Source organism: Levilactobacillus sp. FUA 3915, assembly GCF_044053135.1.
Classification (GTDB): Bacteria; Bacillota; Bacilli; order Lactobacillales; family Lactobacillaceae; genus Levilactobacillus; species Levilactobacillus lanxiensis.
On record NZ_CP168704.1, the window covers coordinates 447,103 to 472,020 of the forward strand.

Sequence of the window (24,918 nt, forward strand, 5' to 3'; positions counted from 1 at the left end):
TAGTCCAGCTCCCCTTGACACGCCTTAAATTAAATCGCCAACGTCACTAAAAACTTGGTTATCGTGAATGCTTAGTGCCCATTCACGCGTGGCTAGATCGTACCGCAGACTCGCCACTTCACGAGAGTCCGCATAGACCTCTTCTTGTGAGTACCAGGTATTTTGTCGTTCCGGATGGGTAATGGCCCGTACCGGAATCACATAGATGCGGTGCCGCTCAACCAACTGATCAAAGGCCACAATCATGCCATCGAGCAAGCCCTGAATCAATTGCAGTAAAATCTCGTGCGGCACGTCTGAGATAGCCAATGGTCGGGCAAAGACCCACCGGTTATTGTGCATCGACCGCAAGTGGCGTTTGATGCTAACCTCGAGCACGTGGTCAAAGTCTGACAGGTGCCGGTAGTAAGTCTTGTAAAACCCGTCTCGCAACGTCAAATACGCGTACTCATTTTGAAGCTTGGCGTAAAATGGGGTTCGCAGGTGCGTTTCCATGTGCGCTAGGTAAAGGAGCTCAGCGATTTCACTGGGCAATAGAAAGTCCAAGTCATCGCCGTGCGCGTAATCCAGCCACTTCACATCGTGTTCGTGTTTGGCTAACAGATAGCGCCGAATCTGCGCTTGCCCCGTCACAGTCTGCAACCGGGTGTGCGGATTAATTTCCACATCGTTACCCGATTCTTCGTTCAGCAAGAGCAGTTGGTTGGGGATGGCTGGCACCCCATTCAAAAAATCAGCTGGTGAAATGCCCAACGAATAGATCATATTCGTAACGGGTTCTAGACTCAAATAAATAAAATTTCCGCGCATGGTCGCACACTCTTTCCCCTAGTTTCAATCACATCTAATTGTACTACGAAACCGGGCACAACCGCTCACTATTTTTACATTTTTTCCAACCGGGCAATCCGGTCAGCCATTGGTGGGTGGGTCGCAAACAGATCCGCAAATTTTTGCTTGTGTTTGAAGGGGTCACTGATGTAAAGAGCTGCACTATTCGGGTCAGCCTCTTTCATCGGTGCACTATCGTCAATCTTCTCTAGGGCACTGATCAAGCCTTGTGGGTTCCGCGTCAGTTCAACACTAGACGCATCAGCCAAATACTCACGGTTACGGGACAACGCCATCTGGGCAATGCTAGCCGCAAGTGGCGCTAGGATAATGAGGAAGACTGAGATAACCAGTCCAATCACATTACCGCCCGAGTCGCGGTCATCACGCCGCCGGCTCCCGCCCCACCAGAACCAGTTGCTGGCAAAGTTAACCAGCAAGCCGATTGCGGCAGACAGAGCCAAGGCAATGGTCTGCAAGCGAATATCATAGTTCCGGACGTGAGACATCTCATGGCCAATAACACCTTCCATTTCCTCACGATTGAGACGTGAGAGAATGCCGCTGGTCACCGCGACTGCCGCGTGTTGCGGGTCGTTACCGGTAGCGAAGGCGTTGGGACTGGCATCGTCAATGATGAAGACCCGGGGCATGGGAACCTGAGCCACCATCGCCATGTCTTCAATCATGTGCCACAACTGAGGTGCTTGACTGACATCCGTAATTTCACGGGCGTGGTTCATACTCATGACCACATTCGTCGACTGGCTAATCATAATCAGCATGTACACGACCGCGACGACCGCCGCAATCACGGTCCCGGAAAGCCAGCTATTCCAGAAAAGGTAGCCCAAGGCCGCGCCAATCGCTAGGGTCAGCACCCCGAAGCCAAACATGACGTAACCCGTTCGCCGTTTATTCATGGCAATTTGGTCATACAACATGTTATCGCCTACTTATCTTGGCCAAAGTCATCGAAGTTAACCTTCGGCGCCGTTTTTTCTTCTTCAGGAACTTGCAGGTAGTCGCTCTCTTGGAAATGGTGAACCTTAGCGACAATGTTACTTGGGAAGGATTGAATCTTCACCGTTAAACTAGCCACGGAACTGTTGTACAACTGCCGGGAGTAAGAAATTTTGTTTTCGGTATTGGTTAATTCTTCCATTAATTGGGTAAACTGCGTATTCGCTTTCAGGTCTGGGTAATTTTCAGACAAGGCAAATAATGACCGCAACGTCGTCGAAAGTTGGTTAGAAACTTCCATTGTTTGTTGGTGATCACCAGCTGGCACTTCGGTCAGTTGGTTCCGCAAGGCAATCACCTTTTTTAACGTCGACTGTTCGTAATTGGCATACCCTTTGGTCGTCGAAACCAAGTTGGGAATCAAATCATTCCGCCGCTTTAACTGAACGTCAATCTGACTCCATGATTCTTGAACGTGCGTCCGGGTCCGAATCAAGCCGTTATAAGAACTAATGTACCAAACGACTAACAAGACCAGCACGATGACTAAAATAATTGCTACCATATGTGCACTCCTCCTATTTTTTCTGGTACACTCATCATAACAAACGGTCAAGACGGACTCCAGCAACTACGCCCGTCTTTACCATTAATTAGGAGGTTACCCCATGCAACACGTTCTGTTTGTTTGCCTTGGCAACATTTGCCGTTCCCCGATGGCCGAAGCTATCTTTAATCAGCTACTGATTGACCGCCAGCTCACCGATAAGTTTGCGGCTAAGTCAGTAGCTACCAGTCCGGAAGAAGAGGGAAATCATCCCCATCCGGGTGCCTTAAAAACCATGCGTGCCCACGGTCTAGATGCCAGTCAGCACCGGTCACGACCCATCACAGACGCCGACTTTGCGTGGGCGGACACCATCATTACCATGGACCACAGCAACCTATATAACCTACAACGGTTAGCCCCTTCCGTGGAAGACCAGGCCAAGGTCAAGTTGTGCTTGGATATCTTACCCGGTCGTGAGGGCGAGGCCATTGACGATCCTTGGTACACCCATAAATTTGAACTGACTTATCAGGAACTGGCAGAAGCCTTACCTGCCTGGTTGGATGCGTTGAACAAATAAGCTACTTACCCCTTAGCCTTACTTGATTGTAACTTGATTCAAGTAGGGCTATTTGTGTGCTTTAGAGCGCATTCTTTAGTTCCCATGTAATTTGACCTGAGTATTGGCCAGGAATGGCGCTTGAATTCAATTGTAGTAAGAGTCCACGGGGACCATCAGAATCACCTGCGATGAGGGTTTCGTTTGGAGTTTTGGTTTCGGGCTTTGTCTCCTGACTAGTGGCAATGACAATAGACTGTCTAGACAGTTCCTTCCATTGCTCAAGGCCAGACGCCACCACCCCCTGTTGTGTGGCTGGTGCAACATAGGTGAGCTTCCCGTCTAATGCCCGCTCCTCATTTTCAGTCATCAGTGTATCTGAATTCAGCGATGCGGTTAGTTGCCATCCTGGTCTTGATTCCCCGGTATCAACAACACTAACGTTAAAAGTTTCTTTGGGATAAATTTTATCCGACCGACCAGTCAGGGCATACTGACCAAACGTTAAATCAGGATCAGCAGACAATTCCAACAACCTTTGCGTAATCGTATACGCCAAAACATTGGTACTATTAATGCCATTAGCATCAGATGCGCTAACCTTCAACTGAGTCGTCTTCGACTGCAGCTGATCACTTGGTATCTTAAGCGTAAAGTTTCCTTCCTCATCCATCTGTATCTTCGCAGCTAAATTAACGTGTAACTTAATTCCGTCCAGTCCAGATAACCGAGAAACTTTTCCAGTTAGCGTAACATCTTTGCCGTCACTCACCATCATGTTCCCGGTAACGCTGTCGCCTGTCCACTGCAAACTGATTGGATCATCGACCGATTTCACCTTGAATCCATTTAAGGTTGCCGTTGTCACCGCATTTTCACCAATAAATTTACTGGTAGTTGCCGGTACGGAAGCCGCCTCTCGCGTAGAACCAGCTTGAGCCACTTTTCCTGGTAGCACCGCCTGCCCATTCAGTGACAAAGTTGCGCGCTGACTATCCTTGGGTGTTTTACTATTTTCATTGATTGATGATTTATACAAGTTCTGCGCCAATTTGGTCTTAATGTCCTGTCCTTTGAGATCGTTCAAACTAAGATCTTCCGTTTGACCATTGGAATATGTGATGACCCCATTCGTAAAGCTCAGATTTTTGGGTAAATCGATGTTGGCCTCCACCTTTCGCCACGGCTCCCAACCACTAGCATAGCTCAAGTCGTAATCAAGTTTGACCTGATGCCCTGCTTTTATACTATCATCTGTCTTCACCACACGATTATTATCAGTCGTATCCGTCAGGACCGCCTTAGCATTCACATCTACCAAACCAGGGACTTTCTCAAAAACAACTAAATTACTTTCCCAACTCTTTCCCGTGGAGCCTGTAAATCCCCAACGGACCTTCCCAGTGCCTTTCGGGTCAAGCTCCTGTAGATCCATATTTTTTACTGTATAGGTTTTCTGTGACTCTGGCGTATCTTTGCCAGTCTGCGGATCTTTGTCATTAAAGGTATAGGTCATACTCTTTTCTGCATGTTTCCAAGCTAGCGTCACATGATGCCATTCACCATTAGCTAAAAAAGCATTACCTTCGTTAAGAACACCTTCATGCTTCATTGTGGCATATTTCCATTCATCAAATTGTTTAATTTGATATGTTGTAGACATGCCTGGGTAGCCAGAAGCAATATGGGGATATCCCTTTGCAATTGCAACGCCAAAATTATTTTTCCCCTTATTAAGGGTATCACCCACACTACCTTCGTCAAATAAAGATTGCTGGCCCGCTTTCAATTTCTCTGCTAGCCCATTTTTCCAAACCTGATTAGGATACGTATCGAATTCTAGTGCCCAACTATTCTGAATAGCCCTTCCTGCAATTGTTTCAGCATCAGGAAGCACCTTTCCGGTAGCATCTCCCCAAACACCTAACGTCTCGCCAGCAGCAGGACTGTGATTCTCATCTAGTGCACTAGCGTTATTACCACGTGGATCATTCTGCATCACAAAAGCCATGCCATCTCCTGAACCCGTGCTATAACCACCCCGATCAAAAAACATCCACATGGACGCCGTTTGATCCTTATCCAAGGGCATGGCTGCCCCGTTCTTTGTCCAAATTGTTCCCAACTGATCCGGTCCATTTGTTAAATAAACCGCTTGATTTTCCCCATAATTTGTCTTCACCAAAGAAGCCGAGTTTTCTGGGATACTGCCAACGTCAAAATAACTACTGATATCAATTCCCTGCGGTGCTTTTTCAACAATTTTATCTAAACTAACATGATCTTGATCACTCAGGCCCTGCGCTCTAGCCTTAATCTCCCAGCCAAAACTAATCCCCATCAATCCCAAAACAATCCCTAACAATACGTGTTTCAAAAACATGTCAATTCCCCCAATTTAAATCAATCTGCCCAGCCACATAACCGGCCAAGACTACCGCACCCTATCGCTCTGGTTAACACCAGACGTCAATCTCAATTTCAATCGTTACGGTAGTTCCCCGGTCGCCGCCATTAACGTTGCCCACTGATTTTCACTATCAGCGACTTATAACATTTATTATATTATCACCCGTGTAATAATAACCTCATGTACTATTTAAAATTAGTATAGCACATTCACCACCAAAGTTAAGTAAAAATGTTGATATAACAATATTTATAAGAGGTTGACGACAAATTTAAGAACTCACTTTTAGCTGGATAAGAATTTTCAATGCAAAAAAAGAGCTTAGTCGCCTAAGCTCTCACATCAATCTTCTATTTAACGGCATCCACAAAACTCCAGGTCACCGTCCCCTGATAACGGCCTTCAGCGGCGCCACTGCCAATATCTAGCAACAGGCCCCGACCACTATCCCAATCGCCCGACACGTTGGTCAGGTCGTTGCCGCTGGTCGTCGTGCGATCCATCAGAACCTGGTTCCCCGCACTTAAGTTAGCGGCGGTTGTTCCATCCTGATACATCAGACTCGCTGGCAACACCGTACCAGACCCATCCGTGCCGGTCGTAAACGCAGAAGCCGCTGCCTGCAAGGTCCAGTGACTACCGGTTCCCCGGGTGTCACGCACATCGACATCCCAATCATCATTAGCCGCCAATTGCTGGTGCTGCCCGGTCAGCGTTCCACTAAACGCAATCGTCGGCGCCACGGCCAATTTCAGTGACCCCTGCGTGATGGTATAACTCACGTCGTTACTGTTATTCCCCTTGCTATCAGACGCGTACAGAATCAACTGGTTATTTTCCGATGTCAGTGCCGAACTAGGCACCGTGTAGCTAAAGGTTCCGCTAGCATCCGTGTTTTTCAGCGTGGTCACCGGCAGCTCTTCACCGTTCAGTTCCCCGTGCAATTTGATATTGCTGTTAGCATCCGCACTCCCGGTAACGTACGAGGCCTTCCCGGTCAGCGTAACCGATTTGCCCGCGGTCACCGACGTTGCGCCAATCGTGTTACTAGCCCCGTTGGCACTGTCGCCAGTCCACGCCAGGGTCATGGCACTATTGACGGCCTTCACGTTAAACGCATCCACCGTCGCCGAAGTCATCGCGTTATTCCCGACAAAGTTACTCGTCACGGTTTTCGTACTCGTCGTGGTTCCCGCAGCCGCTGGATTGCCCGCGCTGTCGACCGGGGCGGCCTTACCGTTCAAGGACACCGTTGCCGTCGCGTTAGTCTTGGACAAGTTTTGTGTCAAAGTCGTTTTCAGGCTTTGTCCACTGAGACCGCTCAAATCGATGGTATCCTTTTGCCCATTGGCGTAAGTAACCACGCCAGACGTAAAACGCACATCCTGAGGCAAATTCAAATTGGCAACCACGTTTTTCCAGTCTTCCCGACCACTCGCATAAGTTAGGTTGTAATCGAGTCGTAAGCGGTCACCGGAATTAATCGTTGTGCCACTGGTTACGGCGTTACCGCTAGTCGTATCCGTTAATTTGGCTGTCGAGTTGGCATCGACCAGGCCAGGAACTTTTTCAAAAATGACCAAGTTCTTTTCAGCATTCCAACCGGTTGATCCCGTAAATCCCCAACGAATTTTCCCGGTATTTTGTGGATCAATTTCGGTCATATCTAGTGGTGCGGTCGTAAATGTCTTATACTTTTCGTAACTTGAATCCTGAGGTGCACCCGTCGTCTGGCTTTTATCATTAATGGTGTAAGTCATCGTCTTGGCCGTGTGATTCCAATGAAGCGTGACGTGATGCCAGAATCCGTCAGCTAGGCCACTATAATTGTTGGTTAAAATCCCCGTATGGTTCATCTTAGCGTAATGGTAGCCTGTCGAGCCCACGTTAACAATCGAATAGGTACTGGCCTTCCCAGGATAAGCAGAGGCAATATGGGGATAGGCTCCCGTGATATCAACGTCAAAATAACTAGGAATGCCGCCTTTAATGGCATCCGCCATGCTTGTGTCATCCTTCTTATCAAACTTATTCACATAGGTATCAAATTCAATTGCCCAGCTGTTGTGGATGGCTGACTTGGCTAACTCAGTTGTACTCGTAAAGCCGTTCCCCGTGTCATCCCCCCAAACACCTAAGGTTTCCCCACGGCCTGGTTTACCACTTGTATCGACTGAACTGGCCCCGAGGCCCCGGGTATCATTTTGCATGACAAAGGCCATCCCGTCACCAGACCACGATGTGCTGCCATCCCCAAAATACATCCACATCGCCGCTGTTTGGTCTTCGTTCAAGTTCATTTCAGCCGAATCACTAGTCCAAATGGTTCCCAATTGACTTGTCTTATCAGTTAATTGAACTGCCTGGTCCTCACCGTGTTGTGTCTTGGCCAACACGGCTGAGTTATCCGAGGTCGTGCCTGCCTGAAAATAGCTACCAATTTTGATGCCTTGTGGCGCACCGTTTAATACATTTGTTAAATCGTCAGCTTGTGCCGAGGTCTCCCATCCCAGAGTCGCCCCCGCCAAGCCAATCACAATCCCCGTTACTAACCGCTTCAACTTCATTTAAGTCACTCCTTAGGCGGAAATCCCGCCGCGCTCCGATATTTTATCGCCCTAGTCATTAATTGCACAAATAGTTTTAATTGGTGAAAGGATACTGACTTTTCTATCTAAAAAACGCCAATTTAACAGCCCTTCAAACTAATCAAGGTTCAAAACACTAGTCAGCATTTTAAAGACTCCCCTAGAACAGTCTAACTATTAACTAATATGATTATATGCGGTTTACGAGAGAAACACAACCGTAAAGCAATAAATGTTTTAGTCAGCCTATTTAAACTGACAACCATTCGCGGTTTAACGGGATTCCTAAGCTACAGACAAAAAAGGACCTCAGTTTTCACAACTAAGGTCCTCTAAATGACAACTAGTTCAATTTTTAGCGAGCCGGCAACCCGCGAGATAATCGGCTTATGTCGGCGTATCTCCCAGCGTCCAGGTGACCGTGCTGAAGTACGTGCCCTCTAATGCATCGGAATGGACATTCAGAAACAGCCCTTGCGAATCGTTCCACTCATTCGTGATATTGACCACATCATCATCCGAAGTGGTCGTGTGACTCAGCACGTTAACCGCCCCACTCATCAGGCTACTACTGGTGCCATCGCTGGTCACGTAAGTCATGTCTGCAGAAAGGCTCCCCCGTAACTTCGAAATGAATGGCGTCGCACTCGCCGTCAAAGTCCATTGGTCGCCAGTACCCTCGGTGTCATCAACGGTTACATCCCAATTACTATCGGGCGTCAGGGTCATTTCCGACCCGGACATGCTCTGCGGATCATCACTGTTAAATGAGGACTTCGGGGAAGCCACCAAGCTCCGGGACCCCGCCGACAGATTTACCGTCTCGCTGACGTCATTGGTCGCGTGCCCCTTACTATCCGTCGCGTACAATGTCAGGACGTTATCTTGACCAGCAACCAGTGCGCTGGCCGGAATGGTGTAGGTAAAGGTCCCAGCCGCATCGCTGTTACTCAGCGTTTGCGTCTGAAGTTCTTTACCGTTCAAGACCGGGTGAAGAGTCAGACTGCTATTCGGGTCGGCGGTTCCCGTAACGTAGGAGATTTTCCCCGTCACAGCAACGTCCGCTGCCTTGGTCAGTCGCTTGCTGGCCGTCGTGTTATCTGAATTAACGTCATCCCCGGTCAACGTCATGCTAACAGTGGCGTCATCATTCTTCTCAACTTTGAAGCCCGTGAGACTTGCCTGCGTAATCGCATTCGAGCCATTAAAACTGTTATTCGTCGCGTCAACCGTGGTTTCACTGCTATCGCCAGCCACGGCCTTCCCGCTCAGCGAGATGGTGGCGCCGTCGTTGTCACTGGACAGTTCCTTACTCAAGGTCTCACTGAGGGCCTGCCCGGTACTACTCTGCGTATCCAAGTCCGTCACCGTTTGCGTGTCCCCGTTAGCATAAGTAATCGTCGCATTGCTAAATACGATATTGCTGGGCAGATTCAGTTTCGACTGAATGTCCTTCCAGGAATCCCGGCCGCCATTATAATTCAAATTGTAGTCAAGCTTCATCCGGTCGCCGGCATTCACCGTATCGCTAGTCGACGTGATTTCCTTGTCACTCTGCGTGCTATCCGTTAGTTTGGCCGTCGCACTCGCGCTGACCAGCCCGGGGACCTGTTCGAAGACGACTAGGTTGTTTTCAAAGTTGGTCCCGGTCGACCCCGTAAAGCCCCACCGAATCTTATTGTCGCTGCCCAGTTTAAGCTTACTCTTATCCACCGTGACCGTTCGCGACAGTCCCGTCTTAGCGGCCCCAGTGTCGGGATCTTTGTCATCAAACGTGTAGGTCATTTGACTACTCGACGCATCCCATTTCAGCGTTAAATGCTTCCAGGCCCCGGTTCCCAGGAGGTTAAAGCCGTTGGTGATTACACCTTGGTGGTTCAACACCGCATAAGGATAATTGTACGTCGTGTTCGTTGGTGTCAGGTTTAAAAAGCCTCCGTACGTGGTCACCGTAATATTCTTTCCCGATAAATCATAAGAATCCTTATCCCCGGGGTAAGCCGAAGCAATATGCATACTACTTTCATTCAAATCAAACTGATTCGCCGAATTAGCTGAACTGGCGAAATAACTATCCCAGGTCTTCTTCTGGTCCGCCGCACTGGCATCTGAATCCGTACTTGGCAGGCTTTTGTTGGCATAGGTGTCAAATTCCAATGCCCAGCTGTTCTGAATTCCCGTGGCGGCTAAATCGGTAGCGTTCTTGTACTTTTCATTGATGTCATCACCCCAGACCCCCAGTGTTTCACCTGTCGCGGGCGTGGGATTTGATTCATCACTGGTGTTGCGGGCACTTGCGCCGATCCCCCGTTCATCATTTTGCATGACAAAGGTCATCCCATCACCACTCGAAGTAAACGAATCCCCCGTGTACAGCCACATTGACGCCGTCTGGTCCTCGCTTAAATCCATCGCCGCGGCATCACTGGTCCAAATCGTTCCCAGTTCATCCCCGCCGGTCGTCGCATCCGTCAGCTGAACGGCCTGATTTTTTCCGTGATCCGTATCTGAAATTTTAGCGGAATTATTGGCAATGGTTCCTCTTTCAAAGTAGCTATCGATAGCAATTCCTTGTGGCGCCGTCCCCAACGCAGCGGTCACATTTTCCTTGGTCGAGGCGAGCCCAGGCACCGTCCGTAGACTGAGTAATGTTCCAACTGTTAAGATGCTTAACACGACTGCCTTTATTTTCATATTGATCCTCTCCTAGTGCTCGAAAGCCTGCCGGTACTAGTCATCCCAACAATCTTTCCCACCCTAAACACCACGTTACGAGCGTTACCGTCTTCAGTGATTTTTCTAAACGTTGTTCCCAGGAACAACCGGTTGCAATTGCGATTAAATGAGAACCCGCCGCAACCATTTCGCATTTGAATAAAAAATATTATAGTCGTTTCCCGTCATCAAAGGCAAACCGAACCATAAAGCTAGCTTAAAGTCTGTTTAGGTTGCCCAGTGGTTGGGCGACGCTTCCCGTCAATCAACCTAAAAAAGGACGACCCTAACCTTCCCCCAGTTAGGGTCGTCCAGATTTGAAAACACACCTTAGCTAAACTCATCTTAATTTCGTCGAACAAAAAAAGGTGCCAACGCCCGACCTCCATCCCTGAAGGTCAGCCATCGACACCTGTCCATCATTCATTTATTTTGGACCCGAAGACAATACCCAATTAATTTTGCCACTGTAATCACCAACAGCAGCACTACTATTCAAGTCCAACAGGATTCCGGTATTGGCCGTCCAGTCCGCAGCGATATCGGTCGTCTGCGCCTGACCATTAGCCGTGCCACTGGCAATCAGAGCAGCGTTGCCACTCGTCAGCTGGGTTATCCCGCCGTCCTGATCCTTATAGATGAGGTGACCGTCCAACTGCTTGCCTGGTGCATCACCACTAGTCAACCCGTCCGTCTGCGCCGTTAGTTGCCAACTGGTACCGGCAACCAGGGAACTATCCACGTTCAGTTGCCACGGACCGCCTGTCTCATCACGGGCAACGTCCGTAATGGCCCGTCCAGTCAGCTGGGTCGTGTCAAACGTCAGGTCACCACTGGTGGTCCCAAAGTCCATGGTTCCGCCGGTAATTTTACCCGTTCCACTCCCCTGATAGCTATTGCCAGCGGTTTGTGCGGTTGCACTGACCTGCAAGGTCGAGGTTCCCACCGGCACTTTTGGAATCGTCACCTTAAAGTCGTAGCCACTATGCGTATTAGCTGTCGTGTCTAATTTCACGTTATCGCTGGCGATGTCAGTGGTCGTGCCATCCGGTGCGGTCAGAACCGCCTTAAGCGTGGTGTCTTTCCCGTTAACTAGCTTATCAGTCGAGGAGATACTACCGGTCACGGTTCCCGTCGTATTGGCATTCGCTGCCGTAGTCGGCGTCACCGCGACTGTAAATGGGGAAGCCTTGATATTAAATTCCGGTGTCACCGTCTTGGTAATCGCATTATCCCCGACGAAGCTCGACACCGCCCCGGGTGACTTGACATCCTGATTGGCGGCCGTCCCCTCCAGCGTGATAACCGCCTGCTCAGGAAGATCATCTTTGTTCCCGAGGTCGTGAACGTCTACTGCCAGTTGATTATCGCTCTGGGTCGTCAGTGCGAGTGGCGTAATCGAACCGTCTGGATAACTGATCTTTCCACTCGTCCAATTAACGTTGGTTGGCAAGCCTATCTTTCCCTTGATACCGGTCCAATTGGCCCCACCACCCAGATAATTAAGCGTATACGTGGCCTTAATTTTATCATTGCCATTCACACTCGTCGTCGGATTCGTAGTGGTAATTGCCGAGTTGGTCGTTTCATCTGTTAAAGCAGACGAAGCACTCGCATCCACCTGTCCAGGGACCTGTTCGAAAGCGACCATACTGGTTTCCGTGTCCGTTGCCCCAGTCGTTCCGGTAAGCCCCCAATAGAGTTTAGAATCGCCCCTAGAGACACCCAAACTGCTAAGATTGATTTTCTCTTTCGCAAACGTTTCGGTACTCATTTTCTTAGGTGCACCGGTCGTCAAGTCACGATCGTTAAAAGAATACGTGATTGTTCCCGTATTCGAATCATCCGTTGGTGCCTGATAATTCAAGGTTAGATGATGCCATTTGGCATCTGACATGAACCGATCGCCAAATTGATCACGCACCAGGCCGTGGTGAACCAATCCATAATAATTATAGGTTCCGAAGTTATACTTCGGCGTTTGAATAAAAATTCCAGTCGTGCCCGCATAGTACCGTCCTGTTTGTTGATAGGCGAGATAGGAACTAGGTTGTCCCGGGTAACCTGAAGCAATATGTTCCCCTTTGATAGTCTCATCAACATTATCGTTATCAGTAGTGGAACTATATCCCGATCCCCAAAACTGCTTTTCCGGCGGATCACCGGCCTCTGTCATTCTTCCCACATCAAACGAGTCCGGCGTGGTCTGGTTCACAATCCAGTTATTAGCCGGTATTACCTGATCCACGCCTGTATCGAATTCTAGTGCCCAGCTATTAGGAATCGCCGTATCTGCCAAATCTTGCACGGTACCATTGGTCGTCCTAGGATCAACGCCCCAGACACCCAGGGATTCACCCAATCCAGAAAAAGCCGTGTTGCTATCCTTATTCAACACAAAAGCCATCCCATCACCGGGGGTGGTGCCACTGGTCCCAATATAGAACCACATGGAAGCCTGCTGGTTCTGATACGCGTCAAAAACGGGTTTACTGGTCCAAATCGCCCCGCCCTGGTTGGCACTGCCATCCTGCGTCAGTGCCACGGCATCCCCCGTTGCACTGGTCTTGAACGTCGCAGAGTTGCTAATCGAATCCTGGGGACCAATTTTCTGTGGCAAGTTAAAATAGGTGTCGGCCTTAACCTTTAAGCCTTGGGGCGCCGATTTGATCACATCGTCCGGTGATGCATCCAGGGCCTCACCGACAACGGTTCCGTGCCAGAGGCCCCAGCCCAAGCTAGTCATAATCACCCCAAAAACCACTAGCCATTTTGCTCGTAAGCGCATGCAAAATCCTCCCTCACAATTACGGTGTCCGCGCCAATAACCAACGAGCCCCGACGCAAATCCAATTTAAATTCGTAAATTAGCAATTTATCCCCCAATATACCTACAGTCATCTTTAGTAACGGAGGAAAACTTACTTCAGAGTTAAAATATCCTTATGCAATATTTTAACAACGCTAATAAATATAGTATAACATCATATTTTGCCGAAATTAAGTCAAATAAAAGCCACCACTGATTAGGCTGCTCCCCCTAAGGAGGCCTACAGTGATGGTCTTAATCTTGTATTTTTCTTAGTGAACCGCATTCGACAGAGTCCAAGTTACAGTGCCAGAATACTTGTCCTGTAAAGCATCGCTGTGCGTCTTTAACAAGAGGCCTGTATCGCTCGACCAACCGGCGACCACGTTCGTCGTGGCACTACCATCGTCCTCATGCGTCAAAACGGTCGTCGCCGTCGAATTGAGCGTCGTGGCATTGTGGTCAGCATCTACATACACCAGATTGCCTTTCAATTGGTTATCTGGCACATTGGTCCCCGTAAATGGCGTGGCACTGGCCTGTAACGTCCACCCGCTGCCGCTGCCCCGCGTATCGTCAATAATCAGCGACCAGTCGTTGCTACGTTCAATCGTCTGCGCTTGGCCCGTCAAGGCCGTCTCCTTAAACGAACTCTTGGGCGAAACCTGGCCGAAACCAAAGATGCCCACGTTGATGGTGACCGTCACGGTCGGGGAAGAATCCCCGTAGGCGTCCACGACGTACAGGTCCACCGTGTTGGCCCCATTCTGCAAATCGCTCCCCTTGACTGGCAAGCTGAAGGTTCCACTATTACCGCTGGTCATAAATTTACTGGTGGTTTCCGCACCGCCATTAATGACACTGTGCAGGGTAAACAGCCGATCACTCGGCATCGTCCCGGTCAGCGTCGCCTTCCCAGTGATGGTCGTCGAATCGCTCGGCGCCATGCTGACGGTCGCGCTCGAGGTCAGGTCAAGCGCCATGGTGCCGGTCGTTTGCACAATGCTAAAGCTAGGCAGGTCGGCCGTGGCAATTGCATTACTGCCCCGGAAGGTACTGGAGCTAGCATCAACGGCCGCATTCACGTTGTCGGCCTGACCATTCAACGTGATGGTCGCGGTTTTTCCGCCACCGCCATCGCTGGTGTCCTGGTTTAACGTCTTGGCCAACGTATAAGCCAACTCACGACCATTTAAGCCGTCAATGGGAATGATTGCCGAAGACCCATCTGCATAGGCAATATTTGCCGTGCGTAACGTTACGTTCGCGGGAACGTTCATCACGGCCTGAATGTTCTTCCAGGCGGCCCGTCCGTCATTATAAGTTAGCTTGTATGTCATCCTCAGCCGGTCGCCACCGGTGATTGCCGTACCCGTCGTCAACTGTTGACCAGCCGTCACGTCCGTCATCGTTGCTGAGGCGGTCGCATCGACCAATCCAGGAATTTGTTCAAAGACGACCAGATTATTTTCATATTTATCACCGGTGGACCCCGTAAAGCCCCACATCGCTGAGGTGGCCGTGGGGTCACCCGTGGGCGTCAACTTAGCCGGATCAACTTCATACGAATTGCTTTGCCCAGTTTGGGTGGCGCCGGTCAGCGGGTTCTTGTCGTTAATCGTATAGGTCATAAGGCCCTTGGCATCGCTGCCGGTTGGGGCCGTATAGGCTAAGGTCACATGGTGCCATGAGCCATTAGTCAGCGTGGGTAGATTGGGCACTAAGCCTTGGTGCTTGAGGACGGTAAAGTAGGCATCCGTGGTCCCATTATTCATCGAGGCGTACCGCTTGGCATAGGTCCCACTGACGGCCGGATAACCCGCAGCGATATGCTGCTTGGTCGTACCGGCGTCCAGCCCGGCATTGGCGGTGTAGTAATCAAAGTCGGTTGCGTTGGCTTGGTTCGTATTGATGCCTTGATTATTGATAAACGTATCAAATTCGAGCGCCCAACTGTCCTGAATGGCCAGCGCAGAAATCTTACTCGTGTTTCCTTGTGTCAGATAGTCGTACGGATAGCCCCAAGTTCCGAGCGTTTCGCCTCGGGCCGTCGCGCCGGTATCGGTGGTCGCCGTGGCCTTGGTCCCCCGCGGATCATTTTGCATGACAAAGGCCATCCCATCACCCATTTGATTATTCGCCGGGTTGTTGCCAAAATACATCCACATCGACGCCTTTTGGTTCTTAGTCAAATCAATGTCATAATCATCCTTCGCCCAAATGGTTCCCAGTTGGTTGTGATCATAGGTCAACCGCACCGCCTGAGTCGGGTCGGTCGGACTCTTGGGGGCCGTCACCGAGGCCGAGTTTGTGCCAGTAAAATTTCCCGGCGTGAAATACTGATCGATGTTCAGCCCTTCTGGCATCGTGGACAACGCACTGTCGTAGTCCGCATCCGTGGTATCAGCCCGAACCGTATCCGTTTGCCAGGCGACTAACCCCCAAGTCAGTAGTAACGTTAGCATACTAGCAATTCTAACTTTTAGCCGCATAAGCTTACTCCTTCCCCAACTTTATCCCCAAAGTTATGAAGTCCGTTTTACCGCTGTAACATGTTGTTACGTTTCTACAGTTTCGTGGCAATCAACGTATTGAAGACTGTCAGCCAAATTGATTACCGGTTTCAATATCTAATCCCATTATACGATGTTCCTGGTACACATTGCGGGTTCCACGTGTTTTCAGGGCAGGGGCGTCCGGATAATTTAACCTTGCTCAGTTAAGTAAACTTACCTACGCTTCGGTCATCAGGTTAGGAAATACCCTGTTTGACTATCACGCAAAAAAAACGCCATCGACCCAACAGCACAGGCTGTCAGTTCGATGGCGTTTCATCTGATTTATTTATTTTGTGGTATCCGTCTTGTCAGTAACGGCATCGTCGTCATCATGACGGCGGTTCTTCATTAACAAGTAGATGATGATGATCAACAACAACACGATTAAGACCCCGCCGGCCACGAACCACCAGAGGTAGCTCTTTTGTTGTGGCGTGTTGATCTTATTCTTTAATTGGTTGATCTGGGCCTGGGTGACTTTAAAGTTCTTCACGAAGTGCCAGTGGTAACCACCCTTAGCGTAAGCATCGAGGGTCAACGTGTATTCGCCGGCCTTTAACTGCGTGCTGCCCCAAGGAATGGAGTAGTTGAAGTTAGAGTTAGGCGCCATGGACATGTTGCTCTTCTCGTTGCTCAAAACCGTCTTGGTTTCATTAGCCTTGGTGACCTTGGACTTCACCTTTAACTCGCTCATCAGACCCGGACGCGGGTTTTGTAAGTTTGCTTGGATTTGGTTGTAGGAGTTGATTTGACCAGCCTTGACCGCGTTAAGCTTCATGTCGGGGGCAACGTCAACGCTGCTTTCCCGTAACCGAACCCCAATGACATAGGCGAAGGCGTTCTTGATGGTGACACCCTTCTTCGCGCTAGAACTGTCATCATTGTTCAGTTGCTTAACGTAAACGCCCCCTAAGATCATCCCGTCAATCGTCTTGGCAGGCATGGTGTAGGATACGGAGACCTTCTTGGTGCTCTTGGCAGGAACGTTGACCTTTTGGGTGCTGTCCTTGCTGAAGACGTCCTTGATACCGACCTTCAGTGAGCTATCCAGCGTTGGATTGGCCTTACTGTAGTCGATGACCCCGTTATCGTTGGTAATCGCTTGATTGACCCCAACTTGGAATCGTTTCATGGACTTACTCGTGTTGCGAATCACAATCGTCAACTTTTGCTGTTGCTTAGGCTTGACCCGCAAGGCAAAGTAAGTGACCTTCTTGTCATCCTGGTTCTTTGGCAAAATGGCGCTTACCGAATAGCCCACGCTTTCGGCCTGAGCAGTCTGTTGATACCAGCCAAACGCCATCAGTAACGCCCCTAATGTTACTAAAATCTTTAGCCAACGTTTCATGTTTCTCCCAACCTCCATAAAAACTCAACTTTATGTTCATTGTAACAAAGAATGCGGTAGCTGTCGCCACCGCATTCTTAATCTTTACCATTTTTAATGTAGTGAATCAGTCAGCGTCCACGTTAACTCACCTGTATAGGTCTGCGTCTCCGAGACGTGACTGCCGTTTACTAACAATTTTGTTGGTGCAGTGGTGTCGTAGTTCAAGCGATAAATCCAGGTTCCGAGCCCAGTACCGGCATCGGCCTGCCCGACCTTGGCCATCTCACCCAGGGGTAACCGGGTGGTGCTGGCCGTCGTGACGTGCGGATACTGACTGACTGTGGCACCGGAAGCCAAGAATCGGGTAACGCCCATCTCAATTGAGGCGCCGTCACCATAGATTTTTTGGTTGTCCGATTGCCCCGTCAATACACTCGGTGTCAGCATCAATTGCCAACCATCACCGGTGTACCGCCGATCACTGACCTGAACAAAGGCCCGATTATTGGTAGCCGTGGCGGTAATTAAACCGTCCGCATAACTATTTTCATCAAACACCAGGTTCGACGCATAATCAATGGTCAAATCTCCGGTCGACCCGGTCCCTTTATTGTCAGGATCAAGGTTATCGCCCGGAAACTCACCGCCAGACCCGTCTGGATCTTTGGGGCTAACCGGCTTGGAGGTATCGCCACCCACTAAAGTGACTTTAGCAGTTGTCGTTTGATCTCCGCCGCCGCTTTTAGCGTTAGCTTGAGCTGTCGCTGTTGCACTCATGGTGAACGTTGCGAGGGCTAACGAAGCCACTACAACCGATGTCCATCTAGTCACTGCGCAGCCCCCCTTTTCATTCTAGACTGCTGAGCGATTAAGCTTGAGGGGTGTTGTTCAAAGTCCAAGTTAAGGTTGACGTGTATGAACCCTTAACGTTACCAGCAGGTACAGTTAAGTTAGACTTGGAGAAAGTATCAGTCCAAGTACCAACACCACTACCCTTAGCCGCGTTGTAAACAGGAACATTGTCGGTACCTTCGGTGTTCAGGGAAACCGCGTTGGCATCGCCGTTACCTTGTAACGTAACACCAGCATCAGCCCCACTGTCCTCAGAAGCCAGTGCCGCATTAGAGAAGTTAATCTTCCCACCTTGGATTAAGGAAGCGATACCAGTTTGGGTTGAGTCTGTATTAGCCATCTTGGTGTTAGAAACTTGGACCGTCCAACCACTGGCAGTACCAGGATCAACAACGGTAACGGCACCGGCCTTAGCATCTTTATTATGTGACTCAGTACCATTAGTCAAGGTCCCATTCAAATCAAGTGCCGTCTTACCATCTAAAGTCCCACCATCAAAGGAAACATCGGGAGCAGAAGTGATTGCTAATGAACCAGCAACGTTACCGCCATCGCCATCACCATTGTCGCCAGCGCCCTTGCTATCCAAGGTAACCTTAGCAGTCGTTGAAACAGAACCAGTACCAGAAGTAGCATCGGCATTAGCCGTTACAGTAGTAAATCCAAGGCCCGCAACCAATGCGGCAGAAGCTAATAATTGTAAAGTTTTTTTAGTCATAATATATGATCTCCCTCAACTAATTTTGTTGTTTTCTTCTTTTAAGTAAAATTCCAATCCAAGCGATCAGTAACAGGATGATTCCTGCTAATGTGCTAAAGCCGAACCACACTTCAGATGTTTGTGGTAACCGACCCGCTAAAACATGATGTGATACCTGTGAAGCCTGCGTAACCTTACCATTCGTAGGACTAACGGTCGCCCCTTGACCACCGTTAGTATTCGTGGCGGGTGATGTTGATGAGCTCCCGGAATTGTCGTTTCCAGTCGCTGTATCGCCATCATTACCATCGATAGTGGCTCCCGCACCGCCGCCAGTCACATCAGATGTGCCTGTTGCCGGCGGCTTGGTTAACGCTACCGAATAGTGTGATTGCTGAACATCATCCGCACGAGCAGTTGTTGGTATTCCCCAACCGACGATCAGCAGGCTCAGTACCAGCAAACCTAAATCTCGTAATCGCATCGCTGTCCCATCCTCACGTCCTTGTTCCTTGTCACAACCGCAACACTTACCTAAATTATGAAACTTATATGAAGCTATCTGATGAATTCATCTGATTACATAAGTTATAATAGCACCGTTTTTGACTTTTGTCCACAATTAATCATCTGTGGTAACAAATGTTTTTATAACAAGTATTGTCAGGGGTGTATAAACGATTAGTTAGCTTACCAACAGCCTATTCTGTTCCTGCTTAATCGGCCCATATCGGGTTAGCTGGTTCGTTAATTAATTCGCAGTTTGTATCCCATTTTTTTGCAATTGGTTAATTTGTTTTAGCCAATTGTTATTGTTTTACACCCATCAACTAAAGGCATATGTAAAATGGCTGCAGTTTTCTCTATTTCAGCGATCTTTTACAGTCAATTTTCAGCAAAAACCTTTCGAATGATATAACTTCATTGATCCAAGTCCTCTTCTCAATCCGACTTCAGAGACAACGATTAACTATAATCCCAGAAATCACGCAACTTCATTTGAAAACAAGAGCAAACAAAAAAGACGGCTTCTCAGCCGTCTCCTAAAACAAATTCATTTAAATTAAGCAAGTGGTGTGTTGTTCAAAGTCCAAGTCAAGGTTGATTCGTACTTACCAGCAATTGCTGAAGCAGGGATGTTCAAAGCTGAATCCTTACCAAAGTTTGCACTGAAAGTCCCAATCCCTTGATTAGCAAGAGCATTCATAACAGGTTGTGCACTAGTATCAACACCAGTGTCAACGGCTACCCCATTGAAGGTGTCACCGGTAACCGAGTCAGTTGCAGAACTAACTGTCGCCGTCGTCTTGTTGCTGGTATCTTCCGTAGTGAAATCTGACTGAACTGGAAGCGCCTGATCTGAAGCACTCTTCAAGTCATAAGAACCACCACTAAGCTTGTTAGTACCAGCAGTCATTGCAGTTCCATTAACAGTAACGGACCAGCCAGTAGCGGCCCCGGCGTTCTTAACAACCAAGTTGTTAGCAACGCCCAGAGTAGTCGTATCCTTGGACCCAGTCAAAACCTTGTCAGCAAAGCTTAATGTTGGTACTTGAACCAAGCTAACACCACCGGCACCGTTAGGATCAGCAGTTAAATTAACATTAGCAGCGGTAGTCCCAGTAGTTGCGCCATCGGCAACATCCGCGTTGGCAGTCGTCGTTGAAGCTAAACCCAAACCAGTCAGTGCAGCAGCAACAGCAACGAAACCTAAAGTCTTCTTAAACATATTTATTATCCCCTTTAAGCCTTTTTGGCTAAATATAAATTTCTGTCAACATTGGCTGATCTTCGTTTAACTACCTCGCGGGATTACCCTAGTTAATCATGTACCCCCAACGTTTGGTGGTTTTCTCTGTATCAACCTTACAAGGATATAGTACATCATTTTCGATTCTTTGTCCACTCTTAATCATCTGTGGGGAGAACAACTAATTCGATAACCCATTCATGGACGATTAATTGATTTATAACGTGTTCGTTATTACAATTATAATGCCTACGTGTCAGCATTTGTAGGCACATCTATCAATGAAAACAGTTTACATTTTATGGCAATTTTTCCGATTTTACTGATTATTTTGATTTTGCTTTACAGTATGCGATACTTTCAACTAACATTGGGCACCCTATATACTATATGTCCTAAACCCTTGGTACAACTGGATTTCACGTTAATCACTCGTCTAACGCGATTCTTCTAAAAATATTTTTAAAAAATTTCAAAAAAAATAAAAAAAATCAGCGTTCCCTGCTTTTTGGACAGAAATCACTGATTTTTTAACCTTATTTGTTGTTAAAGCCACCATGGAAACCTTTTTGCACGGAACTTGGGGCATCCTTGTAGGCCATCTGCTTCACGTATTTCCCACGAATCATCAAACGGTTCGCGCCAGTCGCGTCACAGGTGATCAGAGTGACTAGCTTTTGTTTCGTCTGTGCAACCACGCCGACATCCGTAGCCGGAATGAACCTGCGGACGCTGACCTTGTAGACGAAGACGGTCTTGGCATTAGTTAGGTAGATCATCTGGCCAACCCGTGTCTTCCAATACAGCGGGCTAAATAGAATCGATTGCGAAGACATGTGGTGTCCCGCCAATGGGTAGTTCCCTTGACCCATCTTCTGGTCCGGCCGCATGGTCCCCGCCGTCAGCGCCAGGACCTCATTGCTAACGCCCTTGGCAATCGGCAAATGAATCTTCGACTGCGGCATCAGGATTTCCCCCACCACATGAATATTTGCCGTGTTCCAACGGGCATTGGCCACCGTTGAGAAGTCCAGCGACTTCACCTTGCTGAAATCATACGAGGCTTTCTTCTTCTCGTTGTTCTGAACGGCCTTACGCGTGATCTTAGGTTGATAGGAAGAAATCAACCAGTTTTTTATTTGTTCGTTAAAGATTAAGCCTAGCGAAATGACAATCAGGAGGACAAACAGCGTACTCCATAACCATCGCCAACGACGTTTTGGCTGCTGTTTCTTTTTGTCTGCCATAATTAGTTACTCCAATCCCCAAATAATTCGGTCTCTACGACTTTGAATTCTACCCTTTTTACTAACAAAAACAAAGTCTGAGGCTCGACGGTGTCATAAAATTAACAAATTTATTTGAAAAATGACGACAGTGCGCAGATCCACAGGCTGTTCTGAGCGTCACTACGCAGTTTTACTAGCACTTTATAAGATTATTCATGGGAGACCACAGAACGTTGTGCTGAGCTTGTGGGCGGGTTTCAACGCATTATTAAGGATGCTGGTCAGTTTGGCTAAGTTACTCAGCCATTTTCTTCCTATAGAGAACACCCGATTTTGACTAGTATTTGTTCCGTTTTGACACGCTGCCTGGTTCTGTGATGATACTTGTTCAACCCGCTAGTCTGGTTCTCCACGGAACTATCCTGGTCCTGGCGGCTTCCGAAACGTGCTCCACGAGCCAGGTCCCTGCGCTTAACCCCGACTAAGCAATGACCCAAGCCCGGGGTCATCACTTAGTCGACGTTAATGCTCAGGACCTAAGCGGCTCGCTCCGCACTCTTTTTTCTACAAAAAACCGGCCACGGGGATAACCCCGTAACCGGTAAGACAAATCATAAATTTTATAATTAGTCGTTGGATAAACCGTACTTCTTGTTGAAACGGTCCACAGCACCATCGGCTTGAGTAAACTTTTGCTTACCCGTGTAGAATGGGTGGGAATCAGAAGTAATTTCGACACGGATCAATGGGTAGGTGTTGCCGTCTTCCCATTCAACCGTTTCGTCAGAAGTTGCCGTTGAACCAGATAAGAACTGGAAACCAGTACTTGAGTCTTGGAACACAACTTCGTGGTAATCTGGGTGAATTCCTTGCTTCATAATGTAATACGCTCCTTTGCCCTGATCCATTGACTGAATCAGAGATTGATTTTAATCGTCAACCGTTGAATTATAACATGAAAACGACATAGCGGCAATGGCTAATCTTGGCCGTTTTCCACTAAACTGTCATCAACGATTTCTACATCGGCGTTTAATGCCGTTAATTTTTCAACAATTCGGTCATAGCCCCGCAAAATATTATCTGCCTGACTAATCTCCGTGTCACCATCGGCCATAAGCCCAGCAATCACCAGGGAGGCGCCGGCGCGGATTTCTCCGGCTTGAACGTCACTCCCAATCAGGTCATCACTTGGGTCAACCACGATGGTGCCCTCTTCAGAACGAATGTGGGCGCCCATCTTCCGCAGCTCAGCGATGTGCTTGATGCGTTTGGGATAAATGGTATCGATGACCACGCTACTGCCGTCCGCCTTAAAGAGTAACGGCGTAATCGGCTGTTGCAGGTCGGTCGCAAAACCTGGGAATGGCATCGTCTTGACCTGAATGGGCTTCAAGTCCTCAGACCGTGGCACGTAAATGCTGTCTTCGTTGATTTCCAATGGGACGCCCATTTCAATCATCTTGGCCGTGAAGGCTTCCAAATGTTCTGGAATCACGTTCTTGACCACGACACCGTCACCAACGGCCGCAGCCATCGACAGGTACGTCCCGGCTTCGATGCGGTCGGGAATAATTGTGTGCGTGTTCATGGCCCGCAACGTTGGGACCCCTTCGATCCGAATGACATCGGTCCCGGCCCCACGGACATGGGCGCCCATGTTGTTCAGGAAGGTCGCAATATCAATGATTTCTGGTTCCTTCGCCGCGTTTTCAATCACCGTCGTCCCCACAGCCTTGACCGCCGCGAGAATCGAGTTGATCGTTGCCCCAACTGAGACCATGTCCAAGAAAATCCGTGCGCCGTGTAGCCCCTCGGGACCGGTAGTGATACGCACCGTGCCATCATGCTCGTCAACCGCCGCACCCAGCGCCTTAAACGCTTTGATGTGTTGGTCGATTGGCCGTGGCCCAATGTTATCGCCGCCCGGGAAGCTCAGCGTGGCCCGTTGGAACCGCCCCAACAAGGACCCCATAAAATAATAAGACGCGCGCAAGCTCTTGATAGCCTTGCTCGGAAGTGGTGCTTCAACGATTTCCGTTGGGTCAATGGTGAGAACCCCATCTTCAAACGTGGAGTGTACGTTCATCGATTTCAAAATTAACATTAAGTTGTGCACATCAAGGATATCCGGTACCATGTCAAAACGGACCGGTGTATCAGCTAAAATCGCTGCCGGAATCAATGCCACTGTGCTATTTTTAGCGCCGCCGATCGTCACTTCTCCAGAGAGTGGTCGGCCGCCGTGAATAATCATTTTCTTCATTGTGATGTGTTCCTCACTTAATTTATCTTCCATTGTAATTCCATACAGTCAGATACCATGATAAATAATACCGGGCAAAAAGACAACTGTTTCCCGGTATTTCGGGCAAATTGTAATATTTGGCAGCTACAAAACTGCATCCCGAATCTCTGACAGGTTCTTGGCTAGTATGGTGTTGATAATAATTTGCGTTAATTGCTGTGGGGTCTCAGGCATGCCGTCCTTGACCCACTTTTTAAGGATACTTTGCAAACCAGCGCCAATATAGGCCCCCTGGTAGTCATCGATCAACGGTGGCTCCGGGCCCGTGCGCCGCATTAATTCCTGCATGCGTTCAAGCAACTTGGTTTTGCCCTCAACGAAGACGAGATTACTGAGTTTCTTGTCTTCGTAAAAGGCCGTTAACAGGTGCTCCAAAGCTGCGGTCGGTGTCGACTCTTCAAACGGCTGTAACCCCGTCACAAAGGCTTTTTCGATACTGGCCACGCAGTCATAGATGTCGGTGTAATACCGGTAGAACGTGGTTCGATTGACATCGGCCTCGGCGCAGACCTCCGTCACAGAAATGGCGTTGATCGGTTTATTTTCCAACAACCCCAGCACAGTTTCTTGAATGATCTGCTGGGTGTATTGGGCCCGCCGATTGTTTTTCACACCAGCCATGAATTCTCACTCCTATTGCACAACGCGTTACTGCCGCAACGACTCACCCCATCCCCAGTCACCACAATTTCAAGGAGACATTACGTGCCGAAAGTAGGCACTTTATGGTATGGTAAAAGCCAGCTAATTGCTGTCGTCATGTATA

18 protein-coding genes are annotated in these 24,918 nt (G+C 48.7%); 1 reads left to right on the forward strand and 17 read right to left on the reverse strand.

Features of this window, described 5'->3' with window-relative positions:
• Positions 1–24: 24 nt before the first annotated feature.
• The 3 genes from ACEPST_RS02490 to ACEPST_RS02500 all read right to left on the reverse strand — a co-directional run bounded on the left by ACEPST_RS02490 (position 25) and on the right by ACEPST_RS02500 (position 2,359).
• Positions 25–810 (reverse strand): hypothetical protein, encoded by a 786-nt coding sequence (locus ACEPST_RS02490; RefSeq protein WP_203646835.1) that lies wholly within the window; start codon positions 808–810, stop codon positions 25–27.
• A gap of 74 nt (positions 811–884) precedes the next feature.
• The gene (gene htpX / locus ACEPST_RS02495; protein WP_203646833.1) at positions 885–1,775 is read right to left on the reverse strand and encodes a zinc metalloprotease HtpX; all 891 of its coding nucleotides are present in this window, start codon (positions 1,773–1,775) and stop codon (positions 885–887) included.
• Between the two features lie 8 nt (positions 1,776–1,783).
• Positions 1,784–2,359 carry a LemA family protein gene (locus ACEPST_RS02500; RefSeq protein ID WP_203646831.1) on the reverse strand — a complete coding sequence of 192 codons (576 nt, stop codon included), beginning with the start codon at positions 2,357–2,359 and terminating at the stop codon, positions 1,784–1,786.
• A 103-nt stretch (positions 2,360–2,462) separates the two neighbouring features.
• On the opposite strand from ACEPST_RS02500, the gene ACEPST_RS02505 reads away from it, so the two are divergent.
• Complete coding sequence (locus ACEPST_RS02505; RefSeq protein WP_204121522.1) at positions 2,463–2,924, forward strand: low molecular weight protein-tyrosine-phosphatase; 462 nt, start codon at positions 2,463–2,465, stop codon at positions 2,922–2,924.
• Between the two features lie 61 nt (positions 2,925–2,985).
• Here ACEPST_RS02505 and ACEPST_RS02510 read toward each other — a convergent pair whose 3' ends face one another.
• The 14 genes from ACEPST_RS02510 to ACEPST_RS02575 all read right to left on the reverse strand — a co-directional run bounded on the left by ACEPST_RS02510 (position 2,986) and on the right by ACEPST_RS02575 (position 24,773).
• Entirely contained in the window at positions 2,986–5,286 is a 2,301-nt protein-coding gene (locus ACEPST_RS02510; protein ID WP_204121523.1) for a lectin-like domain-containing protein, read from the reverse strand.
• 377 nt (positions 5,287–5,663) lie between these two features.
• Positions 5,664–7,880, reverse strand: a complete 2,217-nt coding sequence (locus ACEPST_RS02515) for a hypothetical protein (RefSeq protein ID WP_204121524.1) — start codon at positions 7,878–7,880, stop codon at positions 5,664–5,666.
• A gap of 408 nt (positions 7,881–8,288) precedes the next feature.
• Positions 8,289–10,595, reverse strand: a complete 2,307-nt coding sequence (locus tag ACEPST_RS02520) for a lectin-like domain-containing protein (protein ID WP_204121525.1) — start codon at positions 10,593–10,595, stop codon at positions 8,289–8,291.
• Between the two features lie 448 nt (positions 10,596–11,043).
• The gene (locus tag ACEPST_RS02525) at positions 11,044–13,404 is read right to left on the reverse strand and encodes a hypothetical protein (protein WP_204121526.1); all 2,361 of its coding nucleotides are present in this window, start codon (positions 13,402–13,404) and stop codon (positions 11,044–11,046) included.
• Between the two features lie 293 nt (positions 13,405–13,697).
• Positions 13,698–15,917, reverse strand: a complete 2,220-nt coding sequence (locus tag ACEPST_RS02530) for a hypothetical protein (RefSeq protein WP_204121527.1) — start codon at positions 15,915–15,917, stop codon at positions 13,698–13,700.
• A 352-nt stretch (positions 15,918–16,269) separates the two neighbouring features.
• Positions 16,270–17,331, reverse strand: a complete 1,062-nt coding sequence (locus ACEPST_RS02535) for a DUF916 and DUF3324 domain-containing protein (RefSeq protein WP_239064525.1) — start codon at positions 17,329–17,331, stop codon at positions 16,270–16,272.
• Positions 17,332–17,424: 93 nt separating this feature from the next.
• Positions 17,425–18,144: a WxL domain-containing protein gene (locus tag ACEPST_RS02540; RefSeq protein ID WP_204121529.1), complete on the reverse strand. Its 720-nt coding sequence runs from the start codon at positions 18,142–18,144 to the stop codon at positions 17,425–17,427.
• A 37-nt stretch (positions 18,145–18,181) separates the two neighbouring features.
• Positions 18,182–18,883, reverse strand: coding sequence for a WxL domain-containing protein (locus tag ACEPST_RS02545; protein ID WP_204121530.1), 702 nt, complete (start codon positions 18,881–18,883; stop codon positions 18,182–18,184).
• Between the two features lie 19 nt (positions 18,884–18,902).
• Positions 18,903–19,349, reverse strand: coding sequence for an LPXTG cell wall anchor domain-containing protein (locus ACEPST_RS02550; protein WP_204121531.1), 447 nt, complete (start codon positions 19,347–19,349; stop codon positions 18,903–18,905).
• Positions 19,350–19,928: 579 nt separating this feature from the next.
• Positions 19,929–20,594 (reverse strand): WxL domain-containing protein, encoded by a 666-nt coding sequence (locus tag ACEPST_RS02555; RefSeq protein WP_204121532.1) that lies wholly within the window; start codon positions 20,592–20,594, stop codon positions 19,929–19,931.
• Between the two features lie 557 nt (positions 20,595–21,151).
• Entirely contained in the window at positions 21,152–21,862 is a 711-nt protein-coding gene (locus ACEPST_RS02560; RefSeq protein ID WP_204121533.1) for a class A sortase, read from the reverse strand.
• Between the two features lie 608 nt (positions 21,863–22,470).
• Positions 22,471–22,722 carry a type B 50S ribosomal protein L31 gene (locus tag ACEPST_RS02565; RefSeq protein WP_125765486.1) on the reverse strand — a complete coding sequence of 84 codons (252 nt, stop codon included), beginning with the start codon at positions 22,720–22,722 and terminating at the stop codon, positions 22,471–22,473.
• A gap of 101 nt (positions 22,723–22,823) precedes the next feature.
• A complete protein-coding gene (locus tag ACEPST_RS02570) occupies positions 22,824–24,110 on the reverse strand; it encodes a UDP-N-acetylglucosamine 1-carboxyvinyltransferase (RefSeq protein ID WP_203639484.1) in 1,287 nt (428 codons plus the stop codon).
• Between the two features lie 126 nt (positions 24,111–24,236).
• Positions 24,237–24,773 carry a TetR/AcrR family transcriptional regulator gene (locus ACEPST_RS02575; protein WP_395390485.1) on the reverse strand — a complete coding sequence of 179 codons (537 nt, stop codon included), beginning with the start codon at positions 24,771–24,773 and terminating at the stop codon, positions 24,237–24,239.
• Between the last annotated feature and the right edge of the window lie 145 nt (positions 24,774–24,918).